Genomic DNA, 16,853 nt, shown 5'->3' on the forward strand with positions numbered 1-16,853 from the left:
AAATAACTAAAAATTTAACCCTATTTCGCTTAGAATATTCCGTTTATGACATGCTAAACACAAAGAAATTTTAAAAATGAGCCTATTAGAATCATTTAAATATTTAGCCTTACGCCCAGTAGCTGCACGTGATCCCAAAGAACATCATCGTGTGGCAACTCCACTTGAATTATTATTTGACCTGATTTTTGTGGTTGCAATTGCTGAAGCGGGACAACAGCTACATCATGCAATAATTGAAAATCATCTCTGGAGTATGTTGCCTTATTATTTTATGGTGTTTTTCGCTTTGTGGTGGGCATGGATGAATTTTACTTGGTTTGCATCCGCCTATGACAATGATGATGTTTTTTATCGGTTCATGACTTTTGTCCAGATTGCAGGTTCTCTGGTAATGGCGGCAGGGATTCCAGATGTTTTTCATCATCAGGATTTTGACGTTATTATTATTGGTTATGTCATTATGCGTCTGGCTTTGGTAACACAGTGGTTTCGAGTTGCAAGGCACGATCCTCTGCATCGTACTGTAGCCTTGCGCTATGCTTTTGGCATTATTTTTGTACAAATCGGCTGGTTACTTTTTCATTTTTCGCCCATTAATTTTACTGCGATTCTGTTTGTATTTATGGTGGTGCTGGAGTTAGGTGTTCCTGTTTTTGCGGAATGGAACAATCCCACATCATGGCATCCTCATCATATTGCGGAGCGTTATTCATTGCTCACCATCATCGTTTTAGGTGAGTCTGTTGTGGCTTGTTTTAAAGCCATTCAAGATGATTTAGCCACACATATTATTCATACTGACATCATATTGCTGATGGTCGGTGGACTCATGATGATGTTTACCATGTGGTGGGCTTATTTTGATCGGGATGCCCATCACTTACTCAAAAATAGTAAACAGGCATTCTTGTGGGGATACGGACATTATTTTATTTTCATCAGTATTGCTGCAGTGGGAGCAGCTTTGGCCGCCGCAGTCGATGTCGCTTTAGGTCGTGCAGAGATTGGTTCTCAGTTTATGCAGTATCTTGTTGCTGCAACCTTACTCAGTTACACCACCAGTCTTTGGTTACTCAATGAATTACCTTATTTATCTGGGATCAGACGCTGGTTATATCCTATTACAGCAATAATTATTTTTTGTATTCCTGCCATTTCACCAAATATTGGCTTAGGTGTTTTTCTCATGGCAGTTGTTTATGCATTGCGATTGATTTTTTCAAAATGTTATTTGGTAGAAAGGGACCCTAAATTACATTCTGATTAAGTTTTCATCTTATTTAATAAAGAATATTGATGAAAAACTCTGATGATGAGTCTGTTTGATTCTATTTTTGTTTGAATGCTCAGACTACTCTGCACTCAGAAATCTATCTGGAATGAGCTCATCTGGAATAACGTTAAAACCAACTGAAATTTATTATTTTTTCAAATTAAATGTATTACGAGTTAGGCTGTAATTTATCTACAATTTCCTCGAGCGTCTTTAAGCGTTTTATCTCATTCCAAAGCGCTTTAGCTTCTGGGTAAGCTTTACTCATCATTCCAAGCCATTGTTTATAACGCCCCACCATTCCGATCTCAGTTTTAAATGCGCCATTTACAAAACGCAGTTGTAGTTCAACCAAATCCTGCCATGTGAGTAGAGCTTTATCTTTATTCTGACGAATGCATAAAGTTAAATCTGGAGTAGTTACAGCACCCCGACCAATCATCAGATCCTTACAGCCAGATTGTTGTTGACAAGCCTTAGCATCGGCATTATTCCAGATTTCACCATTGGCAATCACATTAATTTTTAAAGCATTCTGGATAGGTTGAATTTTTTCCCAGTAGGCAGGCGGTGTATAACCATCTGCTTTAGTGCGTGCATGTACTGTAAGCCAGCTTGCACCTGCATCTTCAATTGCATGTGCATTATCCAGTGTATGATGTTCATCTAGATAGCCTAGACGCATTTTAGCTGAAACAGGAATATGTGAAGGGATCGCATCTCGAACCGCTTTAACGAGTAGATGAACGACATCAGGTTCATCTAGCAAGATCGAACCGCCCCGATGTCGATTGACTGTTTTTGCAGGACAACCAAAGTTTAAATCGATGGCTGGGGCTCCTAGTTCCACGACTTTGGCGGCATTGGCAGCCAGCATTTCTGGATGATTGCCTAAAAATTGCACATGTACTGGCGTCCCCGCCGCTGTTTTGCCATCTGTAAGAAGTTCTGGACAATAATTATGATAAACATGATCTGGTAAAATACTTTCAGTGACGCGAATAAACTCCGTCACACACCAATCAAAATGACCAGTATGTGTGAGGACATCTCGCATAATTGGATCGGTTAATCCTTCCATTGGTGCAAGAACTAGCTTCACGTCAATATTACCTGAAAATAAAAACAGCGTTTATACGGCATCTGTATAACGCTGTCTAGTCTTGCTGCACATTTAAAAATTAGCGATGTAAAATCATTTCTAATACAAATTTACTGCCAATAAATCCAATTGCCAAGAGAATAAATCCGATCAGGGTAAAACGGATGGCTTTTTGTCCACGCCAGCCAAATTTGGCATGACCTAGTAATAATGCCCCATAAATAAACCATGAAATGATGCTAAATGCCGTTTTATGGGCCAGATGCTGACCAAAAAAGTCATCAATGGTAAAGAAGCCAAAAAACAAAGCCACCGTTAAAAGCACAAAGCCTGTTTTGATGAGGTCAAATAATAAGGATTCCATTGCCTGAAATGAAGGTAATAAATTGACCCAGAATCGACTTTTTTGTTTCTTTTTAAGTTCCTGATTTTGAAACCACATTAAAATGGCATGAATCGTTGCCATAAGCAAAACAGCATAGGCAGAGAGCGACAAAATGATATGTAGATCTAGACCCAGTGAATGCCGCTCAATAAACTGGTTGGACTGACTAAAAGCAAAACCCAGAATCAAACCTGTCGCAGCCACAGGAATCCCAATTAAATTGAGCGCCAGTGTCGGACGAAATGTACTAAAAATTAGGCTTAATACCAGCATCAAACCTGACGTAAATGACATCAGGTTAAATACATCATAATTAATACCCATTGGTGTGAGCATATCCTGAGACAGCACACCTGCATGCAAGATTAGACCTAAAGTCAGTATCAAGCCTAAAAACCAATGATTTGGTTCACGTTTTGACATCAGATTCATAAACAAATACCAGAACGCAGTGGTATATGCGATGAGTGCCAAAATGGTGTAAACCAAGGGGAGACTAATCATGTCAAACCTTTATTTGGGAGTTGGAGCTTCATTTGATCATTCAGTGTAAATTATAAATGAATATCATCAGACCCTAAAATTCATCTACATAAGATATAAATTCGCGGCGAACTACAGTATCCTATAGCATCTATGCATAAATTTTCTATTTTGAGAAAGATTTTTTTGCAACTGGCCATTTTTAGCGGATTTTGCAATGTTTGATACCTTAACAGAACGACTCACGCAGAGTTTAAGAAATGTTACTGGCTCAGGGCAACTGACCGAAGACAATATTAAAGATACCTTGCGCGAAGTGCGTATGGCCCTTCTTGAGGCTGATGTGGCGTTACCTGTAACTCGTGAATTTATCGCGAAAGTTAAGGAACAAGCATTGGGTCAAGAAGTGATGACTCAGCTTTCACCGGGTCAGGCTTTTGTCAAAATCGTATATGACGAATTGACCAAGATGATGGGTGAGGCTAATGAAAGCCTTGATCTATCTGCCAAACCTCCCGTGGTGGTCTTACTTGCAGGTTTGCAGGGTGCAGGTAAAACCACGACTGCGGCAAAACTGGCGAGATTCTTAAAAGAACGTCAAAAGAAAAAAGTCATGACTGTATCTGCTGACGTATATCGTCCAGCAGCGATTAAACAGTTACAAACAGTGTCAGATGAGGTGGGTGCTGACTTTATACCGTCAGATCCTTCAGAAAAACCAATTGATATTGTGAATCGTGCGATTGAACAGGCAAAAATTAAATTTGCTGATGTTCTGATTGTCGATACTGCTGGTCGTTTGCATGTCGATGAAGACATGATGGGCGAAATTAAAGAATTACATGCAGCCGTAAAGCCAACCGAAACTTTGTTTGTGGTCGATGCCATGACAGGTCAGGATGCGGCCAATACTGCTAAAGCTTTTAATGATGCTTTACCTTTAACCGGTGTCATTTTGACTAAAACTGATGGTGATGCGCGTGGTGGTGCGGCACTTTCAGTACGTGCGATTACAGGCAAGCCCATTAAGTTTTTGGGTATGGGCGAAAAGCTGGATGCACTTGAGCCATTTCATCCTGAACGTGTAGCACAGCGTATTCTCGGTATGGGCGATGTACTTTCGCTTGTTGAAGAAGTCGAACGCAAAATCGACAAAGAAAAAGCCGAAAAAATGGCGAAAAAATTGCAAAAGGGCGGTACTTTCAATCTGGAAGACATGCTGATGCAATTTGAGCAAATGAAAAAAATGGGCGGCATGATGGGCTTTCTGGATAAGTTGCCAGGCATGAGCAATTCTGGCATTCAGCAGGCGATAGAGCAGGCAAATCCTGAAAAGCAAGTCAAAAAAATGGAAGCCATTATCCAGTCGATGACGCCTAAAGAACGTAAAAATCCAGATATCATTAACCCAAGTCGTAAAAAACGTATTGCGGCAGGCTGTGGCATGGATGTTTCAGAGATCAATAAATTGCTGAAGCAGCATAGTCAAATGGCCAAGATGATGAAGAAATTTGCTAATCCTTCAGGGATGAGCAAAATGTTACGTTCATTAAGTGGCATGCAGAAACAATTTGGTGGCGGCGGTGGTGGCATGGGGCCATTGTTCGGTGGCAATGACGATAAAAAATAATAGATTTTTTCCATACAATTAAAGGCGCTGAATGCGCCTTTTTTTATAACAACAAAATCACTACTTTTTTCAGGTTATCTGTACTTTAAACTGGGTAAATTAAATAAGAAATATCCGATATCGGGGAACATAATTACAATGAAGCATGTCTATATTATTCATGGTTATCAGGCTGTACCCGAAGATCACTGGTTTCCTTGGCTAGAACAACATATCCTGCAAACAGGAGCCACAGCTGAACGGGTTTTTTTGGCAGATTCAGCTCATCCTGATGCTGATGTATGGCAAGAATGTTTAAGTGCGCAATGCACTGTACTGAATGAAAATACAATTATCGTAGCGCATAGTCTGGGGTGTGTGTCGAGCTTAAATTTCTTGAGCAAAGTCTTGCAAAAATCATCTATTGGCGCAGGAATTTTTGTATCAGGCTTTACTGAAAAACTCAACGCCATTCCTGAGCTAGATCAATTTATGGAATCACAAACACTTGATGATAAATTGCTACGCCAACATATTCTGCGCCGTTATGTTCTTTTATCTAGCAATGATCCCTTTGTATCCCCACCGTTGACCATACGACTAGGCCAACGGTTGAACGCACAAATTTTGGAAATCAAACAAGCTGGGCATTTTATGCAAGAAGATGGCTATACCGCGTTTCCTCAGCTTTGGGATGTGCTACGTCCTTTACTCACAGATTCGTAAGCAACATATCGCTGTAAACCCTTAAGCAATAAGTCTTCTTCAACACGAGGCTGGTAGTCCTGTAAAAATTTGGCAAAAAGTGTTGCATCTCCGCCTGTAAGCACCAGTTGTCTTGAAGATTGCTTTAAAATATGTTCAATACTGCTTAATAAGCCTAATAAAATACCATGATGCACGGCATCTACAGTATTTTTGCCCGGTTCAAGATTATCAAAAGCAGAGTCTGGAATTTTAATGCCTTTGGTATTTTGAATTAAGGCATCACGCTGCAAATATAGATTGGGTAAAATATACCCTCCCAAATGCTGTAAACCGTCATTTAAATCAATGGTCAGAGCCGTACCACAACCAATAATACAAAAATGCTGTTCTGGTTCTGCAAGTGCCAGCACTTGTAGCCAGCGGTCAATTCCTAGTTGTTCAGGATGATCATAACCGCAACGTAAACCGGCATATTCATGATGAACCTGTGCAAAGATGACAGGAATATCCAGTTGGCTAAGAATTGCCTGAATGCGCTGATTATTGGCTTTATCCTGTACCGAAGAAATCCCCACTTGTTGCAAGTGTTGAGTTTTGAAATGTTGAATCAGACCCAGCAATAAATCAGCAGGAGACTGTAAATGTAGTTCAGCGGCATGTTCAATGATCTGATTTGAATCTGTAATCCAGTATTTAAGACGAGTATTTCCCACATCTAACCAGAGTTGCTTCATGATGGATCATCCTGACCTAGGATACGGCGCATCCGACCTTGATAAAATGTCTGTTGTTGTCCATTGTTTGAAATGAGCACCGCACCTTCCTGATTAATTCCTTCAAAACGGCCAGTCAAAATACCCTGATGATGCTCGAACTGAACCTGTTCCTGCATAAAAACCGCATGATGATTAAACCGATCTGCAAGATTATAACAACCATGTTCAAACCATTGTGCTGCCTGTTGAATGGCTAGATAAAGTTGTGCCACGATCTCAATACGATCAAGATTGTTTAAACCAAAATCACTCAATGAGCTGATCGGTTGTAATGGATCGTGTGATTGTGGCGTAAATAAATTAACCCCAACCCCAACGATGGCCTGATGTGGTGATAACGGTTCAACCAGAATTCCGCCCCATTTGCCTTGGCTGCTATATAAATCATTCGGCCATTTGACTTGCAGATTTAGACCCTGTAGCTTTGGCATTTGCAAGATATTCAGTGCAACTTCAAGCGCTAAGCGACCATCCAGTGGTGTCCGGGAGTTGATCAACGTACTGAGATATATATTGCCTTTTGGGGATATCCATTGACGTTGATGTTGACCACGCCCTTGGGTCTGAGCTTCGCTACAGATTAAAATGGACGCAATATTCTTTTGGGCCAGTTCGCGAACATCGTCATTGGTCGATGTGGTCGTTTGTTTCAAAATAACAATGTCAGGAACATGTCCAGCATCGCTTAAGCGTTGTCGTAGTCGGCGTGTTTCTGCATCCATGTTCAGTTTTATAAAGTTGGAAAATCAGGTATGGAGTTAATCATATATTTAGCCATCGGTGCAATCGCTGGATTTGCTGCGGGCTTGTTTGGCGTGGGTGGTGGATTAATTATTGTCCCAATTCTTTATATCGTATTTACTCAGCTTCATTATGATCCGGCTGTCATTATGCATATGGCTTTGGGAACTTCTCTGGCCACCATTATTGTGACTTCAATCAGTTCAGTAATGGCACATCATAAACGTGGAGCAGTGTTATGGCAGGTGTTTCGTAATCTTGCGCCTGGTTTAGTGATTGGTTCTTTTTTAGGAGCGGGTATTGCGGATCTTTTGTCGGGACAAAACTTACAAATCATTATTGGAATATTTGCGATCTGGGTGGCCTATCGAATGTTTAAAGGTGCAAATGTGGTTGTGGATGAAACACGACATTTACCTTCAGCGCCTATGCAAATGTTGGCAGGTGGCGGCATTGGTATTGCTTCGGCAATCTTTGGGATTGGGGGAGGTAGTTTGACAGTGCCATATCTGAATCGAAATGGAGTGGTAATGCAAAAAGCAGTAGCGACCTCAGCGGCCTGTGGTTTACCTATAGCAGTTGCGGGTGCCATTGGTTTTATGTGGTTTGGTGTTCAACAACATGTCAAAGTGCCCAATGCAATTGGTTATATTCACGTTTATGCATTTTTAGGGATTAGTATCATGAGTTTCATTACCGCTAAATTTGGTGCGAAAGTTGCTCATATGTTGTCGCCTGCCATGTTGAAAAAATGCTTTGCCTGTTTATTAACGGTCGTTGGAACCTATTTCATTTATCAAGGTTCTACTCAATAGAAATTCATAAAACAATACTTCCTAAATCGCTAAAAAATAAAAATTAAATTTAACTTTTAGCGGTATAGGGATAAGAAAATAAGAGGAAATTTCCAATGATCAGAATGTTGAATTGGCTCAAAATGCAATAAAATTGTTAGACAATGACATAGTCATCCATAAAGAGAATCAGTTAAAACAATCACAATAAATGGCAGTGGAACGCCAAAGTAAAAATCAAAACAGGTGATTCATGAAACTTGAAGAGACAGAGAGCCTGTCGGAGCAAATTGCAAAACACATTAGCGACCAGATTATTACTGGTGAACTGGTAGAGGGTGAACGTATTCAGGAATTGCGGATCGCCAAAGAGCTCGACGTCAGTCGCGGTTCGGTACGTGAAGCATTGTTACTGCTGGAACGCACTCACTTGATTCATATCTATCCCCGTCGTGGAGCCATTGTTTCTGAAATGTCATCTCAACAAGTCAAAGCTTTGTTTGATACCAATGTTTTGGTGCTAGGGCATATTGTGCAACGCATCAGTGAAACGTGGCGAGTACATGAAGCGGAGCAATTGCAACACCTCATGGAGCATTTGACTGAACAAGTAAAAATAGGTGATACCGAAAAATTTTATGATGGTATTTTCCAATATCTAGCATTGCAACACGATATGGTTGCCAATCCTTATTTAATGAAGTTTTATAAAGAATTATTGCCTTCATTGCGCCGCAGTTATTTTTTGACATTAAATACCTCACGTCGTGAATTACAAGAATCTTTCGCATTGTTTAAATTGGTGGCAGATGCTGTGTTGATCCGAAAATCACATCAGGCTACTTTATTTATGGAGGATTTTTGCCGACATTTGCGTAATCTAGTTCTGGATTCACTGACTCGCATGAAGCAAATCGAGTTGGCTTGGGCACGTCGTTCGCGTCGTTGAAGCGGTCAGGTTTTGTAGAAAAATAAGTGATGACCTGAAAGTTTGGCGATATTTTAACTGATCGCCCTATTTCTGGATAAATTCTGAATAAAATTGTTCAACTTCATCTTAAAAAAAGCCCCTATTGAGCTGCATTCATTTTAAAATAAGCCGCTATTGGTATTCTATTATGTCCATACCATTGAAATGAGATGGGCAAATAATAAAAAACTTTTGATTAGGACATTATGCGTTTAAGCAGTTTAAAACTTGCAGGCTTTAAGTCATTTGCTGACTCATCCACTCTCCAATTTAAGGCTAATCGTACTGCAGTCGTTGGCCCGAATGGTTGTGGCAAATCCAATGTGATTGATGCCATACGTTGGGTCATGGGAGAATCTAGCGCACGTCAGTTACGTGGTGGCAGTATGCAAGATGTCATTTTTACGGGAACTGCGAAGCGTAAACCTGTTGGTGTCGCTAGTGTCGAGCTGAGATTTGACAACACGTATGGAAAACTTGGTGGTGCTTATAATGCCTACAATGAGCTGGCAGTTCGTCGTCAGGTCAACCGTGATGGAAAATCTGAATATTTTTTAAATGGAACACGTTGTCGCCGCCGTGATATTACCGATATCTTTTTGGGAACAGGTTTAGGTCCACGTTCTTATGCGATTATTGAACAGGGCATGATTAATCGGTTGGTAGATGCCAAACCTGAAGAAATGCGTGTGTTTATTGAGGAAGCGGCAGGCGTTTCACGTTATCAGGCACGTCGCCGGGAAACCTTGCAACACTTAGAACACACCGAACAAAATTTATCGCGTTTAGAGGATATTGCGCAGGAACTTAAATCACAACTAAAAACGTTAAAACGTCAATCTGAAGCCGCTATTCATTACAAACAGCTTGAGCAGCAGATTAGAACGCTGAAAATCGAAATCCTGTCTTTCCAGTCGGAGCAATCTAGTCAACTTCAGCAAGAATATACGGTACAAATGACTGCTTTGGGAGAGGAGTTCAAGTTGGTTCGTTCTGAGCTAACTACTATTGAGCATGATCTTGAAGCAAGTAGTGCGTTGTTCCAGCGCTTGATTCAACAATCGACTCCTCTACAAAATGAATGGCAACAGGCTGAGAAAAAGTTAGCTGAGTTGAAAATGACGCTACAACAAAAGCAAAGTTTATATCAACAGAACAATACAACGTTGACTCAGTTAGAACAACAAAAAGCCCAGACGAAAGAACGATTACAACTGAACGAGCTACAGCTTGAAAATTTATTAACACAGTTGGATGAACAAACTGAACATTTAAATGGTTTTGAGGCAAATACTCAGCAAAGTGAACATAATTATCAGGATTTGCAAGCGCAACACAAACAGGCGCAAGAGCAGTTTAATCAGATTAAACAGCACGTTGAAAAGCAACAACAACAGAAAAATCAGATGTCGCTACAACTTGAGCAACTGACCAAAAGTATAGAGCGTATCACGCAGCAAAAACAAACACTTGAAACCCAAACCTTGCAAATTGAGGCACAGGTACAGGACAATGAGTTACAAAGTTTAGAGCAACAATTCGTTCAATTGGAACAAGACATCGTGGCGCTTGAACAGCAGATCGAACAAGTTGAACAACATTTTCAGATCCAGCAGCAGCAACATAATGATTTAACGACTGAAATTCAACAATATAAAAATCAAATACAGGTATTACAGGCGGAACAAAAGAATCTCAATCGACTGGTGGCAAAACAAAGTCCGAAACAATCGGATGCTATACGTTTGATGGCGGTGTTAGAGTTAAGTGAAATAGGCAAAGCACATGCCGGTCTGATTGAAAAGTTATTGAACAAATGGATGAGCGCGCATTATCTTGACAAAGATGCTGACTTTGAACCACAGCTTTCGAGACAAATTAAAGCTTCTGCATTCTCAGGAGATTCACTACAATTCGGATTGCGACCATTTGCGGAGTGGATTAAATCACCACAGTTATCGTTGTGGCAAAACATTGGGTTAGCAGATACGTTGGATCAGGCATTAGGGTTGCAAAAGCAGCTCAAGACTGGTCAAAGTATTGTGACACTAGATGCCTATCATGTTGGACAAGATTGGGTTATTGCACTCGATTATGATGAAGATAGCCAGACCACTGGCGTGTTGAGTCATCGTATTCGTCTGGATGAAATTGTACAGTTACTCTCAACTTTGGAACCAGAACTTGAGCATTTAAACCGACTAAGTTTTGAGCAGCAACAGCAAATCAATACGCAGCAAGATCAATTACAACAATTAAAAATCCAATTAAAACAAAATCAAAAGCAACAACAGCATCTTGAATTAAACATGACCAGACATCAAAGTGCGGCTCAAGCATTTGTAGTGCAAAAACAGCAGTTACAAGAGCAGTTAAAGCAACTAGAAACCCAGCTTGAAGATGATGCCATGCAGCGTGATGATCTGGATATCGATTTACATGCGTTGAATTTAAAATTAGATGCAAGTCTGCCAGATTATAAAACTCGACAATTTCAGCTTGAGACATTGGCAGAACAACTGGATGATCAACAGCATCAACTGCAACAGCATCAACAGGAACGTGAAAACACGCGCCGTATGGTTTCGCAAAGCCAACAACAAATCGAACTATTAGAAAAAGATCTGTCCTTTTTAAAAACTCAATATCGACAGATTATTGAACAGATGGACCATGCAAAAAAATTTGTTGATCCCATTCAACTGGAATTGCCATCCCTCGAATCCGAGTTTTCTGAGCAATCTCAACAGACCGAGCAACTCAAAAAAAGTTGGAATGAATGGCAAATCGAACTCAATAACGTACAGGAAAAACAACAGCGTCTTACCGAGCAACGCCATCACACTCAGCAGCGTGAGGAACAATTACGCGAGCAACTGGAACAAAAACGTCTAAATTGGCAAGCCGCTAAATCAGATTTAGAGCATTTTCAGGAACAACTTAAAGATTTGGGGAGCGAGCGTGTAAACGGGCTAAAATTTCATTTAGTTGAGCATCAACAGGCGCTGGAAAAAGCACAGCGCCAATTTGAAAAACTGGGTGCAGTGAATTTGGCGGCTTCTGAGGAATATGAAGAAGTTTCAAAACGTTTTGACGAACTGAGTCATCAAATTCAGGATCTAGAAAACACAGTTTCTCAGCTAAAAGAAGCCATGAAAAGCATTGACCAAGAAACTAGAAAGTTATTTATGACGACTTTTGATCAGGTCAATACTGAACTTCAGGATTTATTTCCTAAAGTTTTTAGTGGTGGTGAAGCAAGTTTAAGTCTTGAAGATGACTGGCAATCAGGTGTAAAACTAATGGCACGACCGCCAGGGAAACGTAATAGTTCACTGGCATTATTATCGGGTGGTGAAAAGGCATTAACAGCACTGGCTCTGGTCTTTGCAATCTTCCGCCTCAATCCAGCACCATTTTGTGTACTGGATGAGGTTGATGCACCTTTAGATGATGCCAATGTACAGCGGTTTTGTAATTTGGTAAAAGAGCTTTCTGAACAGGTGCAATTCATTTACATTACACATAATAAACTTGCAATGACGATGGCGACCGATTTATTAGGGGTAACCATGCCAGAACCTGGTACCTCAAAACTGGTCACTGTTAATTTGGAACAAGCAAAAGAATATGGGTTAGTCACGGAGTCATAGTATGGAAGTTACCACCATCGTGGGCATAGTCGCCGCCATTATTATCATGATTGTCGGTTTAAGAATGGTTCTAAGAAAACCTGCTCCGACCGAACCCTCATTAGACAGCGAATTGTATATCGATCCAGAGAGCAATAAGCCGATTATTCCACGTCATGTACGTGATCAATTGCCCGCAGAAAACGTGCTAGATAATGAGCGTAAAGAACCAGCGCTACAGGAAATTCCTGAAGTTCTGGATGATAAAGTGACACAACCTTTGACTTCGCCTGAATTGAATACGGACAAGCTGGATAAAAATCTGGATGCTGTCGAGATTGAAAGCGTAGGGATCAACACGCCTGTTGAACATATTCATGAAGAGGCATCAGCTAAAGTAAACACTGTGGCTGAAACGATGACAACACAACATTTTGATACCGCAAAAGTAGAAAGTGTGACAACACTTGAAAGCGAAACTGAAACAGAAAACCTTAAAAAAGTCGATGAATTTCAACTTAATCCAGAGATTGAAGCAGCAACTATTGCTGAGTTTGATGGGGAAAGCAGTTTGCTGGATGTGCATTTGCATGAACAACAGCGTTTTGATGATGAAAGTGCTTTGGCAACTGCACAGGAAATTGTGGCTTTAAATGTCTTCCCAAATCCGCGTCGTGCTTTATCTGGCGATAAAACCTTAAAAGTGTTACTCAAATATGGTCTGCGTTTTGGTGAAATGGCCTGTTTTCATCGTTATGAAAAAACGGACGAGCCAAGTCCATTGATGTTTTCCGTATTGCGTATGACTGATAATGGCCCTGCGGGATTTGATCTTGAAACGTTATCAAGCGAACAAGTACAAGGTTTGGCATTTTTCCTTGCATTACCGCATCAGGATGCTTTAAAAGGTTTCGATATGATGACCAGTATTGCAGGACTCATTGCACGTGAAGTGGATGGGAAAGTCTATGATGAAAACAATCTGGAATTTACTCCACAATTGAAAGAACATTGGCGCCATCACGTGATTGACTATCGTTCAACACAGGAAACAGCTTAACTACTTTTTAGTGCTTTTATTTATTGCGATGTATGAAGATCGTAACTCAGGGCGGATTTTCCGCCCTTTTACATGGTGAATTTTTATGGTGAATAATAGTGATGTCATTGCGCAAATGCGGCAATTGATTCAACTGATTGCAAAACATAATCATGCGTATTATGTCATGGATCAACCATCGATTAGTGACAATGAATATGATCAGCTATTTCATCAGTTAAAAGCTCTGGAGCAGCAATATCCTGAGCTATTACAACCCGACACCCCAACCAACAAAGTTGGTGGTCAGGCACTGAGTAAATTTGAAAACGTGACCCATGCCGTGCCGATGCTGTCTTTAGGCAATGTTTTTAATCAGGAAGAACTGTTTGCTTTTGCCCGTAGAATTGAAGAACGATTACCGAATCAGCAGGTTGAATACGATGTTGAGCTTAAACTAGATGGTTTAGCAATTTCACTGTGGTATGAAAATGGTGTTTTAGTTCGTGGAGTCACGCGTGGGGATGGAGAAACGGGCGAGGACATCAGTCAAAATGTCAAAACCATTCGCAATTTACCAAAATACTTGAGCCACAATCCAGTTGAGATTCCTCAGTTACTGGAAGTTCGTGGTGAAGTGTTAATGCCAAAACAGGGGTTCGAGCGTTTAAATGCTGCAAATGAAGCGAAAGGTGAAAAAACTTTTGCTAATCCACGTAATGCCGCAGCGGGGAGTTTAAGACAACTTGATCCGAATATTGCTGCATCACGCCCTTTGGCTTTTTATGCGTATGGAATCGCACAATGTGAGCCACATCATGGCCTCACAAGTATGCATGAAAGCCTGAATTGGTTGATTCAATTGGGTTTTGAAATTGCGGAACGTCAATTTTTGTGTTCATCAATTGAAGAAGTTCAACAGCGTTATGAGCAAATCCAACAGGAACGCCCAAATTTAACTGTTGAAATTGATGGCATGGTCATCAAGGTTGATGATCTAAAACAACAGCAACAACTAGGCTTTTTAAGCCGTGAACCACGCTGGGCGACCGCTTATAAATTTCCTGCTGAAATTGCCCTGACTACGGTAGAAAACATTGACTGGCAAGTGGGGCGAACAGGAACATTGACTCCTGTAGCGCGTTTACAGCCTGTGTTGGTGGGTGGTGTTACCGTTTCTAATGTGACTTTGCATAATATCGGTGAAATTCACCGCTTAGATGTACGAATTGGTGATCGCGTCAGTGTGTATCGTAGTGGTGACGTGATTCCAAAAGTTGAAAAAGTCTGGCCTGAGTTTCGCCCAGTCGAAGCTGAAATTATCCAGTTACCAGAAAATTGTCCAGTTTGCTCATCACCTGTGGTCATGCCTGAAGGTGAGGCGCTGGCACGTTGTTCTGGGGGATTATATTGCGCTGCTCAACGTATCGAAGCGATTCGTCACTTTGTATCACGTAAGGCGATGGACATTGAGGGTTTGGGGGATCGCTGGGTAGAGTCTCTATTGCATCTGGATCTACTCAAGGACGTGGCAGATATTTACCATTTACATGAACATCGTGACACCTTGCTCGGCATTGAGAAGATGGGAGAAAAATCCGTTCAAAATTTGATGGACGCGATTGAAGCAAGTAAAAAAACCACTCTCGCACGTTTTATCTATGCGCTTGGAATTCGTGGCGTAGGAGAAACTACAGCTCGAATGCTGGCCAATACTTTTCAGACTTTTGAAGCGTTGAAAAATGCTGATGTTGAATCGTTGAAAAAGACGCCCGATGTGGGTGAAATTACTGCCGAATGGATTTTTGATTTCTTTTTAGCACCCCATAATATTGAAGTGCTTGATCGTCTGTTAGCTGCTGGTATTCATTGGGATGCACCTATAGCGCCGACTCGTCAGCCTTTAAATGGCGAAAGTTGGGTGGTGACAGGTACACTCAGTACGATGGGGCGTGACGAAGCAACACAGCGTTTACAGGCGTTGGGCGCTCGTGTCAGTGGTAGTGTTTCGAGTAAGACGAAATGCGTCGTTGCTGGAGAGAAAGCGGGAAGCAAACTCGATAAGGCAGCAAAACTTGAGATTCGTGTAATGAATGAACAAGAGTTTCTTGAATTTTTAGCCCAGTACCAAAGTTGATTGCTTTTTATGACGTTCATCTGAGTTCAGATGAACGTCAGCCCTAATGTCTAACCGCGTTTTTTAATCACACCATCATCCAGCAATTGTTGGAAATGATCACAAACACTTTCACGAATATCTCGGTAGCGAATGCCAAGATCTTCCTGACTACGTGTCGCATTAAAGTAAATTGGATAGCCCATATTGAGTTTTACAAATTCACGTGTATATCCCAATAATGGAGAAATCAGGGAAAAAGCTGCTTTTGGAACACTAAAGTGTGGAAATGGATAACGATAACCAAAACGTTTGGTCAGCGCCTGACCCATTTCAAGAAGACTTAAGCTACCGCCAGAAATGATATACCGTCCATTGGCATTCGGCGATAAAGCAGCTGCAACATGGGCATCGGCGACATCGCGAACATCCACAATTCCATTCCACATCGGAGGTACACCAAACAGAGTCACACCATTGGCAAATTGTTGCAATAGCTCAATACTGCCTGATTGGCTGGAGGCGGTGAGTGATGGTCCCATAACTAACGCAGGATTAATACAGACCAATGACCAACGATCTTGCTGCTTTGCCATTTCCCATGCTTTGCGTTCAGCTGCAACTTTTGAATAAGAATAAGGTTGATGTGTTTCATTACTGGTGGTGTTCCAGCAACTTTCGTCAAACTCATTGTTTGGTGTATCTTCAATTTCAATCGCGTCCCCATAAGTCGCTGCAATACTAGAAGTGACCACAACACGTGTAACAGAAGTTGTTCGGTTAACTGCCTCAAGGACATTCATCGTGCCGTTTACTGCGGGTTCAATAATATCTTTTACTGCATCTTTATAATTGGTAATCACAAAAGGAGAGGCTGTATGAATTACAATTTCACAGCCCTGCATGGCCTGATCAAAAGCATGAGGTGTTAATAAGTCTGCTTTAAAGAAATAAATCTGGCCTGAGGATTTTTCTGCAATCTCGGTGAGATGTTTGAGTTTTTCTGTTTTGGATGGGTCACGAACTGTGGCATGTACGATATGCCCTTGCATGAGTAAGCGTTCAATAATCCAGCCAGCTACATAACCTGTGGCACCTGTGACCAAAATGGGTGTGTTCTTATTCATATTTCCGCCTATTGATATTTTTAACTGACTTTTATTTAACGAAATTTTCGTGAAGATACAATCATGGCAGCATATATTTTCACGAAAATAAATGA

The 16,853-nt window shown here is 41.0% G+C and carries 13 protein-coding genes; 8 read left to right on the forward strand and 5 right to left on the reverse strand.

Annotation, left to right across the window (positions count from 1 at the left end; all coding sequences use genetic code 11):
• Positions 1 to 76: 76 nt before the first annotated feature.
• Positions 77 to 1,270: a low temperature requirement protein A gene (locus IAE20_RS15220; RefSeq protein WP_200482730.1), complete on the forward strand. Its 1,194-nt coding sequence runs from the start codon at positions 77 to 79 to the stop codon at positions 1,268 to 1,270.
• A 175-nt stretch (positions 1,271 to 1,445) separates the two neighbouring features.
• On the opposite strand, the gene IAE20_RS15225 is transcribed toward IAE20_RS15220, so the two are convergent.
• A complete protein-coding gene (locus IAE20_RS15225; RefSeq protein ID WP_200482729.1) occupies positions 1,446 to 2,378 on the reverse strand; it encodes a tRNA dihydrouridine synthase in 933 nt (310 codons plus the stop codon).
• Positions 2,379 to 2,457: 79 nt separating this feature from the next.
• Positions 2,458 to 3,267, reverse strand: a complete 810-nt coding sequence (locus IAE20_RS15230) for an inner membrane protein YpjD (protein ID WP_200482728.1) — start codon at positions 3,265 to 3,267, stop codon at positions 2,458 to 2,460.
• A 196-nt stretch (positions 3,268 to 3,463) separates the two neighbouring features.
• Between IAE20_RS15230 and ffh the strand changes: the two genes are divergently transcribed.
• Together ffh and IAE20_RS15240 are read left to right on the forward strand one after the other, a co-directional pair.
• Positions 3,464 to 4,876 (forward strand): signal recognition particle protein, encoded by a 1,413-nt coding sequence (gene ffh / locus IAE20_RS15235; RefSeq protein ID WP_200482727.1) that lies wholly within the window; start codon positions 3,464 to 3,466, stop codon positions 4,874 to 4,876.
• A gap of 138 nt (positions 4,877 to 5,014) precedes the next feature.
• The gene (locus IAE20_RS15240; protein WP_200482726.1) at positions 5,015 to 5,581 is read left to right on the forward strand and encodes an RBBP9/YdeN family alpha/beta hydrolase; all 567 of its coding nucleotides are present in this window, start codon (positions 5,015 to 5,017) and stop codon (positions 5,579 to 5,581) included.
• Here the strand turns inward: IAE20_RS15240 and IAE20_RS15245 are convergent.
• A complete protein-coding gene (locus tag IAE20_RS15245) occupies positions 5,539 to 6,297 on the reverse strand; it encodes a pantothenate kinase (protein WP_200461593.1) in 759 nt (252 codons plus the stop codon). The genes IAE20_RS15240 and IAE20_RS15245 overlap by 43 nt on opposite strands.
• On the reverse strand, positions 6,294 to 7,061 hold the full coding sequence (locus IAE20_RS15250) for a biotin--[acetyl-CoA-carboxylase] ligase (RefSeq protein WP_200482725.1): 768 nt from the start codon (positions 7,059 to 7,061) through the stop codon (positions 6,294 to 6,296). The genes IAE20_RS15245 and IAE20_RS15250 overlap by 4 nt, the downstream gene beginning before the upstream one ends.
• Positions 7,062 to 7,091: 30 nt before the next feature.
• Here IAE20_RS15250 and IAE20_RS15255 point away from each other — a divergent pair, with 30 nt between their 5' ends.
• The 5 genes from IAE20_RS15255 (at position 7,092) to ligA (ending at position 15,652) form a co-directional block, all read left to right on the forward strand.
• Positions 7,092 to 7,895 carry a sulfite exporter TauE/SafE family protein gene (locus IAE20_RS15255; RefSeq protein ID WP_200482724.1) on the forward strand — a complete coding sequence of 268 codons (804 nt, stop codon included), beginning with the start codon at positions 7,092 to 7,094 and terminating at the stop codon, positions 7,893 to 7,895.
• Between the two features lie 232 nt (positions 7,896 to 8,127).
• Positions 8,128 to 8,823 (forward strand): GntR family transcriptional regulator, encoded by a 696-nt coding sequence (locus IAE20_RS15260; protein WP_200461590.1) that lies wholly within the window; start codon positions 8,128 to 8,130, stop codon positions 8,821 to 8,823.
• A 227-nt stretch (positions 8,824 to 9,050) separates the two neighbouring features.
• The gene (locus IAE20_RS15265; RefSeq protein ID WP_200482723.1) at positions 9,051 to 12,497 is read left to right on the forward strand and encodes an AAA family ATPase; all 3,447 of its coding nucleotides are present in this window, start codon (positions 9,051 to 9,053) and stop codon (positions 12,495 to 12,497) included.
• Position 12,498: 1 nt separating this feature from the next.
• Entirely contained in the window at positions 12,499 to 13,536 is a 1,038-nt protein-coding gene (locus IAE20_RS15270; protein ID WP_200482722.1) for a cell division protein ZipA C-terminal FtsZ-binding domain-containing protein, read from the forward strand.
• Positions 13,537 to 13,621: 85 nt separating this feature from the next.
• On the forward strand, positions 13,622 to 15,652 hold the full coding sequence (gene ligA / locus IAE20_RS15275) for an NAD-dependent DNA ligase LigA (RefSeq protein ID WP_227611115.1): 2,031 nt from the start codon (positions 13,622 to 13,624) through the stop codon (positions 15,650 to 15,652).
• 50 nt (positions 15,653 to 15,702) lie between these two features.
• On the opposite strand, the gene IAE20_RS15280 is transcribed toward ligA, so the two are convergent.
• Entirely contained in the window at positions 15,703 to 16,758 is a 1,056-nt protein-coding gene (locus IAE20_RS15280; protein ID WP_200461587.1) for an NAD-dependent epimerase/dehydratase family protein, read from the reverse strand.
• Positions 16,759 to 16,853 lie beyond the last annotated feature (95 nt).

Source organism: Acinetobacter sp. S54 (assembly GCF_016624945.1).
GTDB lineage: Bacteria > Pseudomonadota > Gammaproteobacteria > Pseudomonadales > Moraxellaceae > Acinetobacter.

Excerpts from the sequence above, each read along its gene's own strand:
- IAE20_RS15220 (WP_200482730.1), top strand. The coding sequence starts at position 77 with ATGAGCCTATTAGAATCATTTAAATATTTAGCCTTACGCCCAGTAGCT.
- IAE20_RS15230 (WP_200482728.1), bottom strand. The coding sequence starts at position 3,267 with ATGATTAGTCTCCCCTTGGTTTACACCATTTTGGCACTCATCGCATAT.
- ffh (WP_200482727.1), top strand. The coding sequence starts at position 3,464 with ATGTTTGATACCTTAACAGAACGACTCACGCAGAGTTTAAGAAATGTT.
- IAE20_RS15240 (WP_200482726.1), top strand. The coding sequence starts at position 5,015 with ATGAAGCATGTCTATATTATTCATGGTTATCAGGCTGTACCCGAAGAT.
- IAE20_RS15245 (WP_200461593.1), bottom strand. The coding sequence starts at position 6,297 with ATGAAGCAACTCTGGTTAGATGTGGGAAATACTCGTCTTAAATACTGG.
- IAE20_RS15250 (WP_200482725.1), bottom strand. The coding sequence starts at position 7,061 with ATGGATGCAGAAACACGCCGACTACGACAACGCTTAAGCGATGCTGGA.
- IAE20_RS15255 (WP_200482724.1), top strand. The coding sequence starts at position 7,092 with ATGGAGTTAATCATATATTTAGCCATCGGTGCAATCGCTGGATTTGCT.
- IAE20_RS15260 (WP_200461590.1), top strand. The coding sequence starts at position 8,128 with ATGAAACTTGAAGAGACAGAGAGCCTGTCGGAGCAAATTGCAAAACAC.
- IAE20_RS15265 (WP_200482723.1), top strand. The coding sequence starts at position 9,051 with ATGCGTTTAAGCAGTTTAAAACTTGCAGGCTTTAAGTCATTTGCTGAC.
- IAE20_RS15270 (WP_200482722.1), top strand. The coding sequence starts at position 12,499 with ATGGAAGTTACCACCATCGTGGGCATAGTCGCCGCCATTATTATCATG.
- ligA (WP_227611115.1), top strand. The coding sequence starts at position 13,622 with ATGGTGAATAATAGTGATGTCATTGCGCAAATGCGGCAATTGATTCAA.
- IAE20_RS15280 (WP_200461587.1), bottom strand. The coding sequence starts at position 16,758 with ATGAATAAGAACACACCCATTTTGGTCACAGGTGCCACAGGTTATGTA.